The sequence below is a fragment of the Mycobacterium cajalii genome (assembly GCF_045809005.2).
Taxonomy (GTDB): Bacteria; Actinomycetota; Actinomycetes; order Mycobacteriales; family Mycobacteriaceae; genus Mycobacterium.
Window position 1 is genome coordinate 4,267,424 of the sequence record NZ_CM141436.1, and the last position, 18,494, is coordinate 4,285,917.

The window sequence follows — 18,494 nt, forward strand, 5'->3', positions numbered from 1 at the left end:
CCCGGCATCGACGCCTCGACCCGAAAACACGAGCGGGAAAGACACCGCCCCCGCGCTCTGGGAGCGCGGGGGCGGCGGTGAAGCAGTGGTCGGAGCGGGCGTACCGGATAGCGGCGCGCCCGCGCCGAACCGTTGGCTAACTCAGGCCCAGCTGGAGCCGACGGCCGAGTCGGTGCTGGCCATGTTGCTGCCGGCGCTCTGCACCTTCTGCCCGTGGGCGTTGGCCTGCTCGTAGATCACCTGGAAGTTGCGACCCAACTGGGTGATGAACTCCTGGCAGGCCACCGAACCCGAACCGCCCCAGAAGTCACCCGCAGCCAGCACATCGCGAACGATGGCCTGGTGCTCGGCCTCCAACGACGCGGCCTGCGCGCGAATCGTGGCGCCGTGAGCGTCCACATCCCCGAACGAGTAGTTAATGCTCATTGCTTATCTCCTTTGAAGTATGAGGGATCGAGGGCTAGCTGCCCAGGATCTGCTGCGAGGCCTGCTCTTGCTGCTCGTAGTTGTTCGCGTCGCGGACCAACCCGTCACGCACCCCGTGCAGCATGTTCACGATGTTGCGGAACGCCTGATTCATCTGACCCATCGTGTCGTACGAGGTGGCCTGCGCCTGGCCGCTCCAGCCCGCACCGGCGATGTTCATCGACGACGCCCACATCTTGCGAGCCTCGTCCTCCACCGTCTGCGCGTGCACCTCGAAACGACCCGCCATCGCCCGCATCTCGTGCGGGTCAGTCATAAAACGTGTTGGCATGTTGCCTGTCTCCTTACTGGGTTTGGTTACTTGAACTCGTCATTTAGCTTTGTTGTCGGCGGCTACGGGGGATCCGGAGCCGCCGATCAGCGATGAGACACCGACAGTCTTCCTTCCCCCTTTCCCGTTAACCGGCCGCCGGGGAATGCGGTATCACACCGCTGGTCCGTGGTACGTCGAAGCGGGGTTCGGCTTCGCCCTGCCATTCACTCCATTGGGCCCATTCGTCCCATTCGTCCGTCGTCTCGGTGGTGATCGCACCGGGCACCGGCTCCTCGACCGGCTTCTCGGGGGCGGCGACGCCCTCCTCCGGCTCCGGCGGCGCCCAATGGTCATAGTCATCCGGCGGAACGGCCACACCCCAGTTGAGCGGAACCGACAGGCCGCCGAGCATGCCCGACTCGCCCCGCTTCGCCGACACCGAATCGTCCGGCAAGGGCGGACCCAGAGGCAGAAGCACGGTGCCTCCTTTCAGAGCCGTTCGAACTCGCGGACTCGGCGGCGACCCGCCACCGAGCTCTGCGAGAATCTTAAGTCAATTCTCAGGACAATATCCGTGATTGCCGGATTTCGCTCGCGGAGACGGATGCGAGCCCGTCGTCGCACCGGCGCGCGCGAGCGCCCCGCACAGGCCAAAGGCGCGGGCAACACCCCGTTGCCGAAGTGTTGCCCGCGCCTTGTGGCTCATGGTCAGGCCCAGCTGGAGCCGACGGCCGAGTCGGTGCTGGCCATGTTGCTGCCGGCGCTCTGCACCTTCTGCCCGTGGGCGTTGGCCTGCTCGTAGATCACCTGGAAGTTGCGACCCAACTGGGTGATGAACTCCTGGCAGGCCACCGAACCCGAACCGCCCCAGAAGTCACCCGCAGCCAGCACATCGCGGACGATGGCCTGGTGCTCGGCCTCCAACGACGCGGCCTGCGCCCGGATCAGCGCACCGTGGGCGTCAACATCGCCGAACTGGTAGTTGATCGACATCGCACTACCCTCCTAACGCCCGCAAGCCCTAGCTGCCCAGGATCTGCTGGGAAGCCTGCTCTTGCTGCTCGTAGTTGTTCGCGTCGCGGACCAACCCGTCACGCACCCCGTGCAGCATGTTCACGATGTTGCGGAACGCCTGATTCATCTGACCCATCGTGTCGTACGAGGTGGCCTGCGCCTGGCCGCTCCAGCCCGCACCGGCGATGTTCATCGACGACGCCCACATCTTGCGAGCCTCGTCCTCCACCGTCTGCGCGTGCACCTCGAAACGACCCGCCATTGCCCGCATCGAGTGCGGATCCGTCATAAAACGTGTAGCCATCACACCGTTCCTTTCACGTCAACAGTTCACTCACACGCCGCACCGCGCCACACCTCCGGGCACGCCACGGCAGCCAAATCTGCGGTTTATCCGACCCCGGTGCGCGGGACGACGCTCGGCCGGGACTGGACCACGTGGTTCGGGCTGGCCCCGCCGCGCCCCAGCATGCCGCCGGGCATGCCGCCCGCGGCGCCACCCATGCCACCCATCGGCATCGGCATCATGGGCATGCCGCCACCGGGCCCGGCCGGCATGCCCGCCGCGGCGGGCACCTCGGCGCCCACGCCGGACATCGCCGCGCTGACCATGCGGGCCGGCGACGACCCCTGCCACGTCGGGGGCACCGACATCGCCCCCACCAAACGAGCCTTGCCCAGACCGGCCGACGCCGCACCCAGGCCGCCCATGCCCGCGCCGCCCAGGCCCTTGGGGGCCACGTCGCCGACGAACTTGGGCGCGTCCGCCAATGCTGCGCCGGAACCCGCCGCCATCCCGGCCCCGGCTCCGCCGCGCATCCCGGCCTGGGCCGCCATCATGATCGGCGACATCATCATGCTGGCCGGGTACATGCCCATCTCGGCCACCGACATCAACGACGGGTTCGCCGCCAGCGTCGAGAAGGCACTCGTCACCGGCGCAAGCAATCCAGTCGACATCACGGCGTTCACCGGCGCGCTGATGGCGCTCATCGCCGTCGTACCCAGCCCGGAGACCCCGGACAGCGGGGCCGACAGCAGCCCGCCGAGGCTGGACAGGCCGGCCAGCAGAGTCGGCGGCATGTTGAACGCGGGCAGCATGGCCGCCGCCGCGGTCGCCGCACCGTGGTAGCCGAACATGGCGGCCACGTCCTGGGCCCACATCTCCATGTACTCGAACTCGGTGGCGAAGATCGCCGGCGTGTTCTGCCCCAGGAAGTTCGTCGCGACCAGCGTCGCAAGCTGAACCCGGTTCGCCGTCACGGCCGCCGGCGGCACCGTCAGCGCCCGCGCGGTCTCGAAACCGGTGGCGGCAGCCACCGCCTGCGCACCCGCCGCTTCGGCCTGCGTGGCGGCCGCGTTCAGCCAGCCCACGTAGGGCACCGCCGCGGCGGCCATCGACATCGACGCCGGACCCGTCCATGCCCCGTTGGACAACCCGGTGACCACCGAGTTGAACGACGACGCCGCGCCCGACAGGTCCGCGGCCAGGCTGTTCCATGCCGAGGCGGCAGTGAACAGGGGCCCCGACCCCGCGCCCGCATACATCAACGCCGAGTTAATCTCCGGCGGCATCCACGGAAACGTTGGAAACATCACAACCCCCACCCAGCTAGCCGCATGAACCGTACCGACAAATTCGCAACTCGAACACCAACATAGACCACGGCTAGAGAGTAAGGGACATCACCGCCAAAATCTCGCCCTTTTACCAAACCCTCAGACGCGTCACCGCCACCAGCAAACTCGTACCAGGGGGGCTTTCGTCGCCCTGCGCGCGTCGATGCGCGGGTATGTCGAGGGGTGCGGGTGGCCGCCCACACCCCTCGGCAAAAGGTCAAGCCCAGCTGGAGCCGACGGCCGAGTCGGTGCTGGCCATGTTGCTGCCGGCGCTCTGCACCTTCTGCCCGTGGGCGTTGGCCTGCTCGTAGATCACCTGGAAGTTGCGACCCAACTGGGTGATGAACTCCTGGCAGGCCACCGAACCCGAACCGCCCCAGAAGTCACCCGCAGCCAGCACATCGCGAACGATGGCCTGGTGCTCGGCCTCCAACGACGCGGCCTGCGCCCGGATCAGCGCACCGTGGGCGTCCACATCCCCGAACTGGTAGTTAATGCTCATTGCTTATCTCCTTTGAAGTATGAGGGATCGAGGGCTAGCTGCCCAGGATCTGCTGCGAGGCCTGCTCTTGCTGCTCGTAGTTGTTCGCGTCGCGGACCAACCCGTCACGCACCCCGTGCAGCATGTTCACGATGTTGCGGAACGCCTGATTCATCTGACCCATGGTGTCGTACGAGGTGGCCTGCGCCTGGCCGCTCCAGCCCGCACCGGCGATGTTCATCGACGACGCCCACATCTTGCGAGCCTCGTCCTCCACCGTCTGCGCGTGCACCTCGAAACGACCCGCCATCGCCCGCATCGAGTGCGGATCCGTCATAAACCGAGTGGCCATCACTCAGCTCCTTTCACATAATTCGTTTCCTGTCACGTACTGCCACACCCTTTATGCGGCAGCTAAACCAATTCCGGCCTGCACCCTTATCCGATCCCGACCCGCGGAATCACGCTGGGCCGCGACTGTGGCGCATTGGGACTGGCCCCGCCGCGCCCGAACATCCCGCCGGGCATCCCGCCGGCGGCACCCATGCCGCCCATCGGCATCGGCATGAACGGCATGCCGCCTCCCCCGGTGGGCCCGCCGACCGCACCGGGGGGCACTTCGGCGCCCAGGCCGGACATCGCCGCGCTGACCATGCGGGCCGGCGACGACCCCTGCCACGTCGGGGGCACCGACATCGCCCCCACCAACCGGGCCTTGCCCAGCCCCGCCGACGCCGCGCCCAGGCCACCCACCCCAGCGCCGCCGCCCAGCCCCTTGGGGGTCACGTCGCCGACAAACTTGGGACTTCCCGCCAGCGGCCCGGTCGCGCTGGCCAGACCGGCAGCCGGGTGCATCCCGGACTGCAACGCCATCATCAGCGGCGACATCATCATGCTCGCCGGATACATCAACATCGGGGCCATCTGCATGATCGATTGAAGCGGCAACTGGGACACCACCGCCGTTACCGACGTCACCGCGGGCGCCATCGCCACCTCCACCGGTGCCAGCAATGCGGCGCCAACCGACGACGCCAACGCCGCGATCGGCGCCGACAGCAAGCCCCCAAGGCCCGCCAAACTCAGCGGCGGCAGGCCGAACGCCGGCAACGATGCCGCCGCCACGGTCGCCGCTCCGTGGTAACCGAACATGGCGGCCACGTCCTGCGCCCACATCTCCACGTACTGGAACTCGGTCTCGAAGATCGCGGGCGTGTTCTGCCCCAGGAAGTTCGTCGCAACCAGCGCCATCAGCTGTGCACGATTCGCGGTCACCGCCGCCGGCGCCACCGTCGCCGACCGCGCCGCCTCGTAAGCCGTAGCGGACGCCGCCGCCTGAGCGGCCGCCGCTTCGGCCTGGCCCGCGGCAGCGCTCAGCCACCCCACATAGGGCGCCGCCGCCGCGGCCATCGAGACCGACGCGGGACCCAACCACCCCCCGCCAGTCAGCCCGGAAACCACCGACTGGAACGACGACGCCGCACCCGACAGCTCCGAGGCCAAGCCGCCCCAAGCCGCCGCGGCCGTGAACAGGGGCCCAGACCCCGCTCCGGAAAACATCAATGCCGAGTTGATCTCCGGCGGCAACCACGGAAACTCCAGTGACATCACAACCCCCACCCAGCCAGCCGCGTCAAAAGGCCAGACCAATACGGATCCGAACCATCAACAAAAGCCACTCCCGGATCGTAAAGCACCAGGTGCGAATAAGCTCCACTTCCACCTAAACTTGAATCGGTCCGAAAATGTAATAACTGGAGCCGATCAAAAATGCGAAACTGGAACCGATCAAAAGACGGTTGCGCTCAGCGGATCCCCCGCATCGGTCGCCCCCGCGCCGACCACACCGGTCGCCGGAGACGGGCTATACCTCTCGAGTATCGTACCCGCGGCGGGGCCGGACAAAGATGAAAATAATGCGGGTGGGATCATCGATGGAATTCAGCGCACACGCCGAAACGGTCCGACCGGGCAATTTCGAGCACAGCTGCTAATTCCTGACGAAAAAATAGCTCGTTCAATTCGGCGATCACGTCCGTTCGACGGGACCTACCGCGGCCGGAAGCTGCTAGCAACCCCTGAGCCGCGGCGCCAGATAACCGGCGACGCCGTCCATCGCCACCCGCTCCTGCGTCATGGCGTCACGCTCGCGCACCGTGACGGCGTTGTCCTCGAGCGAGTCGAAATCCACCGTCACGCAGAACGGCGTCCCCACCTCGTCCTGGCGGCGGTAGCGCCGCCCGATCGCGCCCGCGTCGTCGAAGTCGACGTTCCAGCATCTCCGCAACTCGGCGGCCAAGGCCGCGGCCCTGGGGCTCAAGTCGGCGTGCCTGGACAGCGGCAACACCGCGACCTTGACCGGCGCCAACCGCGGATCCAGCCGAAGCACCGTGCGCTTGTCCATCCCGCCCTTCGCATTCGGAGCCTCGTCCTCGCTGTAGGCGTCGACCAGAAACGCCATGAACGACCGGGTCAGGCCCGCCGCCGGTTCGATGACATACGGCATGTACCGGGTGTCGGTGGCCTGGTCGTAGAAGGACAGGTCCGCGCCGGAATGTTTCGCGTGCGTAGACAAGTCGAAGTCGGTGCGGTTGGCGATGCCTTCCAGCTCGCCCCAGGCATTCCCGGCGAAGCCGAATTTGTACTCGATATCGACGGTGCGGTCCGAGTAGTGCGACAGCTTTTCGGCGGGGTGTTCAAACAATCGCAGGTTCTGCGGATCGATACCCAGGTCGACGTACCACTGCAGCCGGGTATCGATCCAATACTGATGCCAGTCCTTCGCAGTCTGTGGCTCGACGAAGAACTCCATCTCCATCTGCTCGAACTCGCGGGTGCGGAAGATGAAGTTGCCCGGGGTGATCTCGTTGCGGAAGCTCTTGCCGATCTGGCCGATGCCGAACGGCGGCTTCTTGCGGGCCGTCGTGACCACGTTGGCGAAGTTGACGAAGATGCCCTGTGCGGTCTCGGGGCGCAGGTAGTGCAGCCCCTCCTCGGTTTCGATCGGTCCGAGATGGGTCTTGAGCATCATGTTGAACTCGCGCGGCTCGGTCCACTGGCCCTTGGTGCCGCAGTCGGGGCAGACGATCTCGCGCATCGGCACCGAATCGGGGTCGGCGATCCCCTTCTTCGCCGCGTACGCCTCCTGCATGTGGTCCTGGCGATGCCGGTGGTGACAGTTCAGGCATTCGACCAACGGATCATGGAACACCTCGACATGCCCGGAGGCCACCCACACCTGCCGGGGCAGGATGATCGACGAATCGATCCCCACGACGTCGTCGCGGCCGGTGATCACCGAGTGCCACCACTGCCGCTTGATGTTCTCTTTGAGTTCCACCCCCAGGGGGCCGTAGTCCCACGCCGACCTGGTGCCGCCGTAGATCTCGCCGGAGGGATACACGAAACCCCGTCGCTTGGCCAGGTTCACTACGGTGTCGATGACGGACGCCACGGGGTGGTGCGCTCCCTTCCCAGATCAGCCGATACGTGCGGCAGACGGGCCGCCGCATGCAAACCTCCGTCATGGTACCGATCAGCGCCGGGGTCTTTGACATGCGTCATCACGCATGTGACAGTGGGAAGCAACCGCTGGATGAAGCCCGCGGTCGCCTGTTCCGAAACCCGGCACTTCTCGAGGTGATCACTCCCCCATGGCGATGTCCTCCCGCACGCCGACGGCGGCCGACGGCGCCGTGGGATCGGACCTGGGTGTGGCCGCCCACGAGCACGGCCCGGACGGCCCCGGCGGGCACGCCGCCTTCGCCGGGTATCCCGTGCCGCCCCCGCGGGAGATCCTCGACGCCGCCGGCGAACTGCTGCGCGCGCTGGCCGCGCCGGTGCGCATCGCCATCGTGCTGCAGCTGCGCGAATCCCAGCGCTGCGTCCACGAGCTGGTCGACGCGCTGGGAGTGCCGCAGCCGCTGGTCAGCCAGCACCTGAAGATCCTCAAGGCGGCGGGCGTGGTGACCGGCGAGCGCTCGGGCCGCGAAGTGATGTACCGGCTCGCCGACCACCACCTGGCGCACATCGTCGTCGACGCCGTCGCCCACGCCGGCGAGGACACATGACCGGACCCAGTGTCCGCTCCACCCGGCAACGGGCGGCCATCTCCACCCTGCTGGAGACCCTCGACGAATTCCGCTCGGCCCAGGAACTGCACGACGAGCTACGGCGCCGCGGCGAGAACATCGGGCTGACCACCGTCTACCGGACGCTGCAGTCGATGGCGGCGGCGGGGATGGTCGACACCCTGCGCACCGACACCGGGGAGTCCGTCTACCGCAGGTGCTCGGAGCACCATCACCACCATCTGGTGTGCCGCAACTGCGGCTCCACCATCGAGGTGGGCGACCACGAGGTCGAGGAGTGGGCCGCGCAGGTGGCCGCCAAGCACGGCTTCTCCGACGTCAGCCACACCATCGAGATCTTCGGTTTGTGCTCGGAGTGCAGGTCCTAGGACGTCAGTGTGCGGGCCATCTCGGCCCCGGTGTCCAGCACCAGCAGGACCAGGGTGCGCAGGGCGTCGTCGGTCAGGCCGGCGCCGGGAAAGTTGTACCGCATGATCACGTCGGCGCTCTTGGCCGAGCCCTTGCCGGAATTGCGCTGCACCGCTTTGCTGTTGACCTTCTCCACGAGCGTCACGCTGCCGAAGTTGCTGTCCCGCGCCTGCCGGGCCACCTGCTCGGCGATCTTCTTGGTGAGCGGCAGGTCCCACGCCAGGACCTGGGTGAGCGACACCAGGTCCAGACCCTCGGCGATGTTGACCACCCGCAGCGACGCGATCGTGCCGTCGTGGCGGATCGTCAGCGCACCGTCGGGCTCCTCGTCGACGGGCATGACGTCGACCAGGACCGACGCCAGACGCTCCTGCAGTGACGGCACTAAGCACTCCCGAATCGTCGATTGCGGGAAGCATATTCCTCGCAAGCTGCCCACAGGTCGCGGCGGTCGTAGTCGGGCCACAGCTTGTCGGAAAAGATGTACTCGGCGTAGGCCGCCTGCCACAGCATGAAGTTGCTGGACCGCTGCTCCCCCGACGTCCGCAGGAACAGGTCGACGTCGGGGATGTCGGGCCGCTGCAGGTGGCGGGCGATCGTGGACTCGGTGATCCGATCCGGGTTCAGCCGGCCCGCGGCGGCCTCGCGAGCGATTTCCCTTGTGGCTTCCGCGATTTCGGTGCGGCCACCGTAGTTGACGCAGTAGTTGACGGTGATCACGTCGTTGCCGTCCGTCATCGCCTCGGCGATCGCCAGCTCGTTGATGACGCTGCGCCACAACCGCGGCCGCGAGCCCACCCACCGGATCCGGACGCCCATCTCGTTGAGGCTCTCGCGGCGCCGCCGCACCACGTCGCGGTTGAAACCCATCAGGAACCGGACTTCCTCGGGCGAGCGCTTCCAGTTCTCGGTGGAAAAGGCGTAAAGGCTGAGCCATTTAATGCCGAGTTCAATTGCCCCACAAGCGATGTCGATCACCACCGCCTCGCCCATCTTGTGTCCTTCGGTGCGGCGCAGCCCGCGCTGGGTGGCCCAGCGGCCGTTGCCGTCCATCACGATGGCGACGTGGTTGGGCAGGCGGTCGGCCGGTATGCGCGGCGCGGCCGCCTTGGAAATGTGCTGGGGCGGCCTGCGCGGGCCGCCGCCGGATGCGGGTGGCAGCTCGGGGAACTCGACGGGCCACGTCGAGGTGTCGGGGAAGACCGGGTAGTCGTCGGGGGCGGGCGGCAGCTGCGGGAAGCCGGCGGGGGCCGGCTTGCGGTCGGCCTTCTTAGCCACAGGCCATGTCCTGCCGGGTGAGTGCCGCGCGCAGGTCGGCGACCGTGCGGTCGGCCCGGTACGTCCGCTCGACCAGCGGCAGCGTTTTGAGCTGCCGCTCCAGATGCCATTGCAGGTGTGCGGCCACCAGCCCGCTGACGTGGCTGCGGTGCGACTGCGGCGCCTCCTGGGCGGCCTCCCAGTCACCATCGTGCAACGCACACATCAGGTCCAGCACCCCCGGGGGCGGGGTGGTGGAACCGGCGGGGCGGCAGTGCGGACAGACGCTGCCCCCGGCGGCGATGTGAAAGGCCCGGTGCGGCCCGGGTGTGGCGCACCGGGCGCACTCGTTGAGCGCCGGTGCCCATCCGGCGATGCCCATGGCACGCAGCAGGTAGGCGTCCAACAGCAGGTCGCGGGGGCGGTGCCCGTCGGCCACCGCCCGCAGCGCGCTCACCGTGAGCCGATGCAGGACAGGGACGGGTGCCCGCTCCTCGCCGGCGAGGCGTTCGGCGGTTTCCAGCATCGCGCACCCGCAGGTGTACCGGCCGTAGTCGTTGACGATGTCGGTGGCGAACGAGTCGATCGAGACCACCTGGGTCACGATGTCCAGGTTCCGGCCCGGGTGCAGTTGGACGTCGATGTGCGCGAAGGGCTCCAGCCGCGCCCCGAATTTGCTGCGGGTGCGGCGCACGCCCTTGGCCACCGCGCGGACCAGTCCGTGCTCGCGGGTCAGCAGGGTGACGATCCGGTCGGCCTCGCCGAGCTTGTGCTGGCGCAGTACAACCGCCCGGTCTCGATACAGCCGCATTACAACAGTTTTGCACCCCGCCGCGACATCGCGGGTATCCGCGCCGATAGTCTCGTACCCCGTGGTTGGCGCTCGTGGGTCCACTTCCGGATCCGTTCCCGGTTCCGGCAGCCAGCGCCTGCCCACGCTGACTGACCTGCTCTATCAGCTCGCCAGCCGCTCGGTGACGTCGGACACGTTGGTGCGCCGTTCCCTGCACGCCATCAATGTCAGCCAGTCCACGCTGAACGCCTTCCGGGTGGTGCTCACCGAGTCGGCGCTGGCCGACGCGGCCGAGGCCGACCGCCGCCGGGCCGCCGGCGACACCGCCCCGTTGCTCGGCGTCCCGATCGCGGTCAAGGACGACGTCGACGTTGCTGGAGTGCCCACCGCGTACGGGACCGACGGCTATGTCAGTCCCGCCACCCAGGACGCCGAGGTGGTTCGGCGCCTGAAGGCCGCCGGCGCGGTGATCGTCGGCAAGACCAACACCTGCGAACTGGGCCAATGGCCGTTCACCAGCGGGCCCGGCTTCGGGCACACCCGCAACCCGTGGTCGCGGCGGCACACCCCCGGCGGGTCGTCGGGCGGCAGCGCGGCCGCGGTGGCCGCGGGCCTGGTCACCGCCGCCATCGGCTCCGACGGTGCCGGCAGCATCCGCATCCCGGCCGCGTGGACGCACCTGGTGGGCATCAAGCCGCAGCGGGGCCGCATCTCCACCTGGCCGCTGTCGGAGGCGTTCAACGGCATCACGGTCAACGGCGTGCTGGCCCGCACGGTGGCCGATGCGGCCCTGGTCCTCGACGCCGCGTCCGGCAACGTCGAAGCCGAGCGGCACAGGCCGCGCCCGGTCCGGGTTTCCGACTACGTCGGCAAAGCCCCCGGACCGCTGACCATCGCGCTGTCAACCCGCTTCCCGTTCACCGGTTTTCGCGCCAAACTGCACCCGGAGATCGCGGCCGCGACGCGCGCCGTGGCCAAGCAACTGCAACTGCTCGGCCACACCGTCGTGCCCGGCAACCCCGACTACGGCCTGCGGTTGTCGTGGGACTTCCTGGTCCGGTCCACCGCGGGCCTGCGCGAGTGGGAGGAGCGCCTGGGCGACGGCGTCACCTTCGATCCGCGCACCGTGGCCAATCTGCGCACCGGCCACGTGCTGGGGCAGGCGACGCTGCGCAGCGCCCGCCGCCACGAGGCAGCCGCCCAGCGCCGCGTCGGCTCGGTCTTCGACATCGTCGACGTGGTGCTGGCACCGACCACCGCGCAGCCCCCTCCCCCGGTGCACGCGTTCGACCGGCTGGGCAGCTACCGCCTCGACCGCACCATGATCCGCGCGTGCCCGGTGACGTGGCCGTGGAACGTGCTGGGCTGGCCGTCGATCAACGTGCCGGCGGGGTTCACCTCCGACGGCCTGCCGATCGGGGTGCAGCTGATGGGCCCGGCGGACAGCGAACCCATGCTGGTCTCGCTGGCCGCGGAACTCGAAGCCGTCTGCGGCTGGGCGAGCAAGCAGCCGCAGGTGTGGTGGAACGCCGGCGCGGACGCTGCGCGCTGAGGCGACACGGCAGCCTCGGGACTGCGCAGGTCCACACGGCCTACCCGCTACGGGCGGGAGAAAACGACGCTCTAGAAGCCAAGCCGGCCAAGCTGTTTGGGGTCGCTCTGCCAGTTCTTGGCGATCTTGACCCGCAGGTCGAGATAGACCTTGGTGCCCAGCAGCTTTTCGATCTGGGTGCGCGCCGCGGTGCCCACCTCCCGCAGCCGGGCCCCGCCCTTGCCGATGACGATCCCCTTCTGGCTGGACCGCTCGACGTAGAGGATGGCGTGCACGTCGATCAGGTCGTCGCGACCCTCGCGCGGGTTGACCTCGTCGATCACCACGGCAAGCGAATGCGGGAGTTCGTCGCGCACCCCCTCGAGGGCCGCTTCGCGGATGAGCTCGGCCATCAGGACCTCCTCCGGCTCGTCGGTCAGCTCGCCGTCGGGGTAGTACGCCGGGCCCGGCGGCAGGGCCACGGCCAGGACGTCGACCAGCACGTCGACCTGTTCCCCGCTGACCGCCGACACCGGCACGATCTCGGCCGACGGGCCGACGAGTTCGCTGACCGCGACCAGCTGCGCGGCCAGCCGGTCCTTGGGTACCTTGTCGATCTTGGTGACGATCCCGACGACGGTGGTCGTCGGCGCGACCGCGCGGACCTGCTCGACGATCCACCGGTCGCCGGGGCCGATCGCCTCGTCGGCCGGGATGCACAGCCCGATCACGTCGACTTCGGCGTAGGTGTCGCGGACCAGGTCGTTGAGCCGCTTGCCCAGCAGGGTGCGCGGCCGGTGCAGGCCCGGCGTGTCGACCAGGATGATCTGGAAGTCCGCCCGGTGCACGATCCCGCGAATGGTGTGCCGGGTGGTCTGCGGCCGCATGGATGTGATCGCCACCTTGGCACCCACCAGCGCGTTGGTCAGCGTCGACTTGCCGGTGTTGGGCCGGCCGATCAAACACACGAAGCCCGAACGGAATTCCGTCATGACAGCCTTTCGCCGAACGTGCGTCCAGGGCGACAGACGGCGGAAATTCCCGCCGTGAGCACACGCTCGGCGCCGGACCGCTCACCCATGCCGGCCGGCTTCCGCGCGGTCGGACCGGTCGGGCTCGGCCGGGCTCAGCAGGACGGTGCCGATCCGCACCCGGCCGCGATGGTCGACACCGCCCTCGGCGTGCAGGCGCAGGCCGTGCGACACCACCTCGGCGCCCGGCAGCGGGACCCGGCCCAGTTCCAGGGCCAGCAGTCCGCCCACGGTGTCGACGTCGAGGTCGTCGTCGAACTCCACCCCGTACAACTCCCCGACGTCCTCGATCGGCAGCCGGGCCGACACGCGGAAACGCCTGTCGCCCAGGTCCTCGATCGGCGCCGTCTCCGCCTGGTCGTACTCGTCGGCGATCTCGCCGACGATTTCCTCGAGCACGTCTTCGATGCTGACCAGGCCGGCGATCGCCCCGTACTCGTCGACCAGCAGGGCCATGTGGTTGCGGTCGCGCTGCATGTCCCGCAGCAGCGCGTCGAGCGGCTTGGAGTCCGGCACGAACACCGCCGGGCGCATCACCTGCGCCACGGTGGTGTCCCGGCCGCCGTCTTCCGACAGGAAAGTATGCTGGACAAGGTCTTTCAGATACACCACCCCGACGATGTCGTCGACGTTCTCGCCGATCACCGGGATCCGGGAATGGCCGCTGCGGACGGCCAGGTTGATCGCCTGGCTGGCCAGCTTGTCGCTTTCGATCCAGATCATCTCGGTGCGCGGCACCATCACCTCGCGGGCAGGGGTGTCGCCGAGTTCGAACACCGACTGGATCATCCGGCGCTCGTCGGCGGCGACGACGCCGCGCTGCTGGGCCAGATCGACGACCTCGCGCAACTCGATCTCGGACGCGAACGGCCCGTTGCGCAGCCCACGGCCCGGCGTGAGTGCGTTACCCAGCACGACCAGCAATCGGCTGATCGGCATCAGCAACCACGAAATCACCTGCAGCGGAACGGCCGTCGCCAGCGAGATCGAGTAGGCGTGCTGGCGCCCGAGCGTGCGCGGGCCAACCCCGATGACGACGAAGCTGACCACGACCATGATGATCGCGGCGACGAACAGCCCGCCGTCCAGGCTCAGGGCGTGCCGGAAGAACACCACCAGCAACGCGGTCGCGGTGATCTCGCAGGTGATCCGCAGCAGCACCATCAGGTTGATGTAGCGCGGCCGCTCGGCCATCACCCGGGACAATGCCACCGCACCGGGCAGCTCCTCGCGCACCAGCTCCTGAACGCGGGCCAGCGACACCGTGCCGATGGCGGCGTCGATCGCCGCAAAGAGTCCGCCCAGGGCGATCAGCGCGATCGCGCCGAGCAACTCATTCAGTCCGGTCAAAGGTCGAAGGCCGCAATGTCCGGCAAACTTCCTGCCATGCGGACATTTTGACATACCGCCCCGCCACGCCGGTCGCCCCGACGCTCAACGCCTGCGCGGGCGCCTCGGCCGGCTCCCAAACCGGCCGAGAACACCCAACAACTTGCCAGCAATACCCAAGAATTGAGCTCTATGCTCTGGGCCCGTGTGCAGTCGGTCGCACCACCCGGCGGTGGGTCAGGCGAGCGACTTCCCCCCACCGCTGCCGCCGTTCGCCGATGCCGATCGGATCGTGATCGCGGACGATCCCAAGGACTACTGGCGCGCGCTGCAGTCCGAGGGCGTGTTCGTCGGAATGGGCGGCTACTACCTGTTGACGCGCCGCGAAGACGTGCTGGCGGCACTCGGCGACTACGCCACCTTCACCTCACGCAGGCAGCCGCTCCCGGTGCCCGGTGCCGGGATGAAAACGCTGCCGACCCCGGTCCCGCTTGCCTACGATCCGCCCGAGCACTCGCGCTTCCGCCGGATTCTGCAGCCTTTTTTCACCCCGCGCGCGGTGGATGCGCTGCTGCCCGCGCTGCGGGAGCAGGCGTCGGCGCTCATCGACGCGTTGGTGCCCCGCGGTGGGTGCGACGCGATCGCCGACGTCGCCGTTCCGTTCCCCTTCGGCGTGTTGACGGCGCTGTGCGGGCTCCCGCCGGGCGACCGGGACAAGCTGGCCGCATGGGCGGAGGACGTCAACTGGGACACGCCCGGGTCACCCCACGCTTCCGGGCTGTTCGCCTACCTCGTCGAGGCCATCACGGGCGACGAGCGGCCGGCGCTTGCCTCGCAGCTGCTCACCGGCGCCGACCCGCTCACCGAGAACGAGGTGATCGGGTTCTACGCCCTGCTGTGCTCCGCCCAGGACGCCATCCAGGCAGCCATCGGGTCGGCGCTGCTGCACCTGGCGCGCGACCGGCGGCTTCGTCGCTCGCTGCGCGACCACCCCGATCAGATCGGGGCGTTCATCGAAGAGCTGCTGCGGCTCGAGACGCCTTTCCCCTTCATCGGGCGCTTCACCGCGCGACAGGTGACGCTCGCCGGGGTCACGATACCGGCGGGCTCGGTGGTGGTCCTGTGCCTGGCGACGACGAACCTCGAGGCCGACGACCAGTCGTCGGTGACCCTGACCGACGATGGCAAAATCCGGCCCAAGCGTCACCGGAGCTTCGCGGCGGGAGTCCATCGTTGCCTGGGCAAAGCCCTGGCCCGCCTGGAGCTGGCCGTGATCATCAGCGGGTTCCTCGATGCCGTACCGGATTTCGAGTTGGAGCCCGATTTCACGCCGGCCTTCACGTTCACTGCGGGGGGCGCGGTCATGCCGAGCAGTCTGCCGCTGCGGTGGGGCCCACCCCGCTGAGCCGCGGCCGGCTCAGTTGTCGAAGTATCTCGACTTGTCGAGCAACCGCTGGTCTCTCTCACCCTGCAGGTCTTGGCGGTAGGCCTCCACCTGCTCCGCGACCCACTCTTCGAGCAAGCGGTCCTGAAGGGCGAACATCTCCTTCTCCTCGTCCGGCTCGCCGTGGTCGTAGCCGAGCAGGTGCAGCACCCCGTGGATGGTCAGCAACGCCAGCTCGTGGCCGAGGCTGTGGTCCGCCGCGGCGGCCTGCTCGGCGGCGAACTCCGGGCACAGCACGATGTCGCCGAGCATGGCCGGCCCCGGTTCGGGGGCATCGGGCCGGCCGCCGGGCTCGAGCTCGTCCATCGGGAAGCTCATCACGTCGGTCGGGCCGGGCAGATCCATCCACCGCATGTGCAGGTCGGCCATGGCGGCGGTGTCCAGCAGCACCATCGAGAGCTCGGCGCCGGGGTTGACGTCCATCTTCGCCAGGACGAACCGTGCGACGCTGACCAGTTCCGCCTCGGAGACGTCGATGCCGGACTCGTTGGAGACTTCGATGCTCATGGGACCACTATCGGCGACCGCGCGAACCCGACGACCGGCGAGCCGCCCGATTCATCGTCAGCCCGGGCTGTTCGAACCTCGCATAGGCGTCCACGATCTCCGAGACGAGCCGGTGGCGCACCACGTCAGCGCTCGTCAGCTCCGCGATGTGGATGTCGTCGACGCTGTCGAGGATCTCCATCGCCGACCGCAGGCCCGACTTGGCGCCGCCCGGCAGGTCGATCTGGGTGATGTCGCCGGTGACGACGATCTTGGATCCGAACCCGAGCCGGGTGAGGAACATCTTCATCTGCTCGGCGGTGGTGTTCTGCGCCTCGTCGAGGACGATGAACGCGTCGTTCAGGGTGTTGTGGGTCAACAGGAAGTCTTCGGTGACGTAGAGCGAATCGGCGGCGGCGACCTGAATGCATACCGCCTCCTCGGTCCCCGCGGACTCGATGCGGTCGATGAAGCGAATCGGCCGTCCGCCGCCCGTCTCGTCGTACTTTTCGGCCGTGCGAGCCAACCGGAACGGCGCCAAACCGGCGGGCAGACGGATGTCGAGAACATAGGCATCGAAGCGGTAATGCACGTCCCTGCCGCGCGCACGTCCCGGCTTTCGTCCGTCGGCGGGCCTGGTACGCCAGTAGACGACGCCGCCCAGCGATTGCACCAAAAGCACCACGTCGTCGCGCAATCGGCTCGACGTCGTGCAGAACTGGACACGGCAACTGCGTCCGCGCCGGGTGACCGGGCCACCGTCAGAGTCCAGCAGGCCCTGCAGCACGGCCAACCGCACCTCGGGGGTGTTCCACAGGTAGTCCGCGGGGATGAACTTGGTGTTCGAGCGCGTGCCCGCCAGCCCGAGCTGACGCAGCGCGCCAGTCACCGGGTTCTCCCGGGTGATGACTTCGCCCGGACGAGTGACGCGGTTGAGCGCATAGTCAACGTCCGACGTGCGGCGAGCCTCAATCCCGGGGATGAGATTTCCCGGTGTTTCCCCAAGCTCGGGGTCGGTGGTCGCGAAACTCGGTGTGGTGGCGCATGTTAGGCACCCGTCGCCCAGGAGCAGGCCGAGGGCGTAAGGATCCAGCGGCATGGGGCGGGCCGCGAAGCGCACTGGCGCGCTCAGCAGAGGCAGTTCGTAGCGGTGGTAGTGCGCCGCGCGGAGGTTGCCGACCATCTCCTTGGTTTGCAGCACGCGCGGCGGCTTGTGCCGCCGCCGATCGTCGCGGGTGTACACCGACCAAAGGTGGTCACCGGAGGCCAGTGTCGATGAACCGTCCTGCGTGAAAACCCGGTAGATCTCCTTGAAGCCCTGTGGATATACGCCCAGAACCTCGGTCGGAAGCCCATCGGACCCGATGACGAATTCCCCCACCTGCAACTCACCGATCGGACGGAACCCGGTTGGCGTCAAGACCTTGGTGAACAGGGGTTGAGCTCGCCCCCGCATGTACGCCAGCGGCGCCACCTCGATCACGCCGGCGGACATCAGCTTCGGGATCAGCTCGGGGTCCATCATGTCGTAGAGCGCGTCGTAGAGCGGCCGCAGATACGGGTCGATCTTCTCGCTCAGCGTGCCCGGCAGAAAGCCAAGGCGCTCACCGGCTTCCACCGCGGGCCGGGTCAAGATGATGCGGGTCACCTGCTTGGTCTGCAGGGTGCGGACGGCCTTGGCCATGGCCAGGTAGGTCTTGCCGGTGCCGGCGGGCCCGACGCCGAAGACGATGGTGTTGGCGTCGATGGCGTCGACGTAACGCTTCTGGTTCAGCGTCTTGGGCCGGATCGTCTTGCCGCGCCGCGACAGGATGTCCAGGCTGAGGACCTCGGCCGGCGACTCGTTGCCGGCACCGACCAGCATGGCGACGCTGTGGCGCACCACCTCCGGGGTCAACGGCTGGCCGCCGGCCACGATGGCGACCAGCTCGGAGAGCACCCGCTCGGCGAGCGCGACGTCGCCCGGGTCGCCGGACAACGTGACGGTGTTGCCGCGCACATGCAGGTTCGCGTTGAGCGTGCGTTCGAGGGCGCGCAGGTTCTCGTCGGCCGAACCCAACAGTCCCACGATGAGATCGGGCGGAACGTCGATGCTGCTATCAACCTGGGCAGAAGCCGGTAACGCGTCATCAACGCTGGTCTCACGGGGTGTCACGTGGTTTCCGATGCCTGCCTTCCGGTGTTTGCCGGGATCACGTTCCAGATCGCCAGTCTACCGCCGGTCACGACCCCCTCCCAAGCGCGCATTTGCGGCGCGGTCTGGCACCGAC

General features: G+C 68.2%; 20 protein-coding genes and 3 pseudogenes. 4 read left to right on the top strand and 19 right to left on the bottom strand.

Annotation, left to right across the window (positions count from 1 at the left end):
• Positions 1-141 precede the first annotated feature (141 nt).
• The 10 genes from ACJ512_RS20290 to ACJ512_RS20335 form a co-directional block, all read right to left on the bottom strand.
• Positions 142-426 (bottom strand): WXG100 family type VII secretion target, encoded by a 285-nt coding sequence (locus ACJ512_RS20290; RefSeq protein WP_421530456.1) that lies wholly within the window; start codon positions 424-426, stop codon positions 142-144.
• A 34-nt stretch (positions 427-460) separates the two neighbouring features.
• A complete protein-coding gene (locus tag ACJ512_RS20295; protein WP_461479828.1) occupies positions 461-757 on the bottom strand; it encodes a WXG100 family type VII secretion target in 297 nt (98 codons plus the stop codon).
• A 127-nt stretch (positions 758-884) separates the two neighbouring features.
• On the bottom strand, positions 885-1,151 hold the full coding sequence (locus ACJ512_RS20300) for a hypothetical protein (protein ID WP_407689850.1): 267 nt from the start codon (positions 1,149-1,151) through the stop codon (positions 885-887).
• A 296-nt stretch (positions 1,152-1,447) separates the two neighbouring features.
• Positions 1,448-1,732, bottom strand: a complete 285-nt coding sequence (locus tag ACJ512_RS20305) for a WXG100 family type VII secretion target (RefSeq protein WP_369738033.1) — start codon at positions 1,730-1,732, stop codon at positions 1,448-1,450.
• Positions 1,733-1,760: 28 nt separating this feature from the next.
• Positions 1,761-2,057 carry a WXG100 family type VII secretion target gene (locus ACJ512_RS20310; protein WP_461479829.1) on the bottom strand — a complete coding sequence of 99 codons (297 nt, stop codon included), beginning with the start codon at positions 2,055-2,057 and terminating at the stop codon, positions 1,761-1,763.
• An 86-nt stretch (positions 2,058-2,143) separates the two neighbouring features.
• A complete protein-coding gene (locus tag ACJ512_RS20315) occupies positions 2,144-3,349 on the bottom strand; it encodes a PPE family protein (RefSeq protein WP_407689797.1) in 1,206 nt (401 codons plus the stop codon).
• A gap of 241 nt (positions 3,350-3,590) precedes the next feature.
• Positions 3,591-3,875, bottom strand: a complete 285-nt coding sequence (locus ACJ512_RS20320; protein ID WP_369738033.1) for a WXG100 family type VII secretion target — start codon at positions 3,873-3,875, stop codon at positions 3,591-3,593.
• Positions 3,876-3,909: 34 nt separating this feature from the next.
• Positions 3,910-4,206, bottom strand: a complete 297-nt coding sequence (locus ACJ512_RS20325) for a WXG100 family type VII secretion target (RefSeq protein ID WP_461479829.1) — start codon at positions 4,204-4,206, stop codon at positions 3,910-3,912.
• Positions 4,207-4,292: 86 nt separating this feature from the next.
• Positions 4,293-5,462 (bottom strand): PPE family protein, encoded by a 1,170-nt coding sequence (locus tag ACJ512_RS20330; protein ID WP_407688518.1) that lies wholly within the window; start codon positions 5,460-5,462, stop codon positions 4,293-4,295.
• 460 nt (positions 5,463-5,922) lie between these two features.
• Positions 5,923-7,308, bottom strand: coding sequence for a glycine--tRNA ligase (locus ACJ512_RS20335; RefSeq protein ID WP_407688517.1), 1,386 nt, complete (start codon positions 7,306-7,308; stop codon positions 5,923-5,925).
• 199 nt (positions 7,309-7,507) lie between these two features.
• Between ACJ512_RS20335 and ACJ512_RS20340 the strand changes: the two genes are divergently transcribed.
• Both ACJ512_RS20340 and ACJ512_RS20345 read left to right on the top strand, forming a co-directional pair.
• Positions 7,508-7,924, top strand: coding sequence for an ArsR/SmtB family transcription factor (locus ACJ512_RS20340; RefSeq protein WP_407688516.1), 417 nt, complete (start codon positions 7,508-7,510; stop codon positions 7,922-7,924).
• Positions 7,921-8,313 (top strand): Fur family transcriptional regulator, encoded by a 393-nt coding sequence (locus tag ACJ512_RS20345; RefSeq protein WP_407688515.1) that lies wholly within the window; start codon positions 7,921-7,923, stop codon positions 8,311-8,313. Before ACJ512_RS20340 ends, ACJ512_RS20345 begins: the two co-directional genes overlap by 4 nt.
• Here ACJ512_RS20345 and ACJ512_RS20350 read toward each other — a convergent pair.
• From ACJ512_RS20350 to recO, 3 genes are read right to left on the bottom strand one after another with little or no spacing between them, the layout of a single operon-like run.
• On the bottom strand, positions 8,310-8,738 hold the full coding sequence (locus ACJ512_RS20350) for a hypothetical protein (RefSeq protein ID WP_407688514.1): 429 nt from the start codon (positions 8,736-8,738) through the stop codon (positions 8,310-8,312). The genes ACJ512_RS20345 and ACJ512_RS20350 overlap by 4 nt on opposite strands.
• Positions 8,738-9,631 carry a decaprenyl diphosphate synthase gene (locus ACJ512_RS20355; RefSeq protein WP_407688513.1) on the bottom strand — a complete coding sequence of 298 codons (894 nt, stop codon included), beginning with the start codon at positions 9,629-9,631 and terminating at the stop codon, positions 8,738-8,740. Before ACJ512_RS20355 ends, ACJ512_RS20350 begins: the two co-directional genes overlap by 1 nt.
• The gene (gene recO, locus ACJ512_RS20360; protein WP_407688512.1) at positions 9,624-10,421 is read right to left on the bottom strand and encodes a DNA repair protein RecO; all 798 of its coding nucleotides are present in this window, start codon (positions 10,419-10,421) and stop codon (positions 9,624-9,626) included. The genes ACJ512_RS20355 and recO overlap by 8 nt, the downstream gene beginning before the upstream one ends.
• 61 nt (positions 10,422-10,482) lie before the next feature.
• On the opposite strand from recO, the gene ACJ512_RS20365 reads away from it, so the two are divergent.
• Positions 10,483-11,955: an amidase gene (locus tag ACJ512_RS20365; protein WP_407688511.1), complete on the top strand. Its 1,473-nt coding sequence runs from the start codon at positions 10,483-10,485 to the stop codon at positions 11,953-11,955.
• Between the two features lie 71 nt (positions 11,956-12,026).
• Here ACJ512_RS20365 and era read toward each other — a convergent pair whose 3' ends face one another.
• Positions 12,027-12,926, bottom strand: coding sequence for a GTPase Era (gene era / locus ACJ512_RS20370; RefSeq protein ID WP_407688510.1), 900 nt, complete (start codon positions 12,924-12,926; stop codon positions 12,027-12,029).
• Between the two features lie 81 nt (positions 12,927-13,007).
• Positions 13,008-14,315 carry a hemolysin family protein gene (locus ACJ512_RS20375; RefSeq protein WP_407688509.1) on the bottom strand — a complete coding sequence of 436 codons (1,308 nt, stop codon included), beginning with the start codon at positions 14,313-14,315 and terminating at the stop codon, positions 13,008-13,010.
• Between the two features lie 211 nt (positions 14,316-14,526).
• Between ACJ512_RS20375 and ACJ512_RS20380 the strand changes: the two genes are divergently transcribed.
• Positions 14,527-15,699 carry a cytochrome P450 family protein gene (locus tag ACJ512_RS20380; RefSeq protein ID WP_407688508.1) on the top strand — a complete coding sequence of 391 codons (1,173 nt, stop codon included), beginning with the start codon at positions 14,527-14,529 and terminating at the stop codon, positions 15,697-15,699.
• Between the two features lie 12 nt (positions 15,700-15,711).
• Here ACJ512_RS20380 and ybeY read toward each other — a convergent pair whose 3' ends face one another.
• The 4 genes and pseudogenes from ybeY to ACJ512_RS20400 all read right to left on the bottom strand — a co-directional run.
• Positions 15,712-16,245, bottom strand: a complete 534-nt coding sequence (ybeY, locus tag ACJ512_RS20385; RefSeq protein ID WP_407688507.1) for an rRNA maturation RNase YbeY — start codon at positions 16,243-16,245, stop codon at positions 15,712-15,714.
• Positions 16,246-16,252: 7 nt separating this feature from the next.
• Positions 16,253-16,591 (bottom strand): annotated as a pseudogene (locus tag ACJ512_RS20390) (PhoH family protein); the annotation flags it as partial.
• A gap of 312 nt (positions 16,592-16,903) precedes the next feature.
• Positions 16,904-17,680 (bottom strand): annotated as a pseudogene (locus ACJ512_RS20395) (PhoH family protein); the annotation flags it as partial.
• A pseudogene (locus tag ACJ512_RS20400) lies at positions 17,669-18,379 on the bottom strand (PhoH family protein); the annotation flags it as partial. The pseudogenes ACJ512_RS20400 and ACJ512_RS20395, both read right to left, overlap by 12 nt.
• Positions 18,380-18,494: the final 115 nt, after the last annotated feature.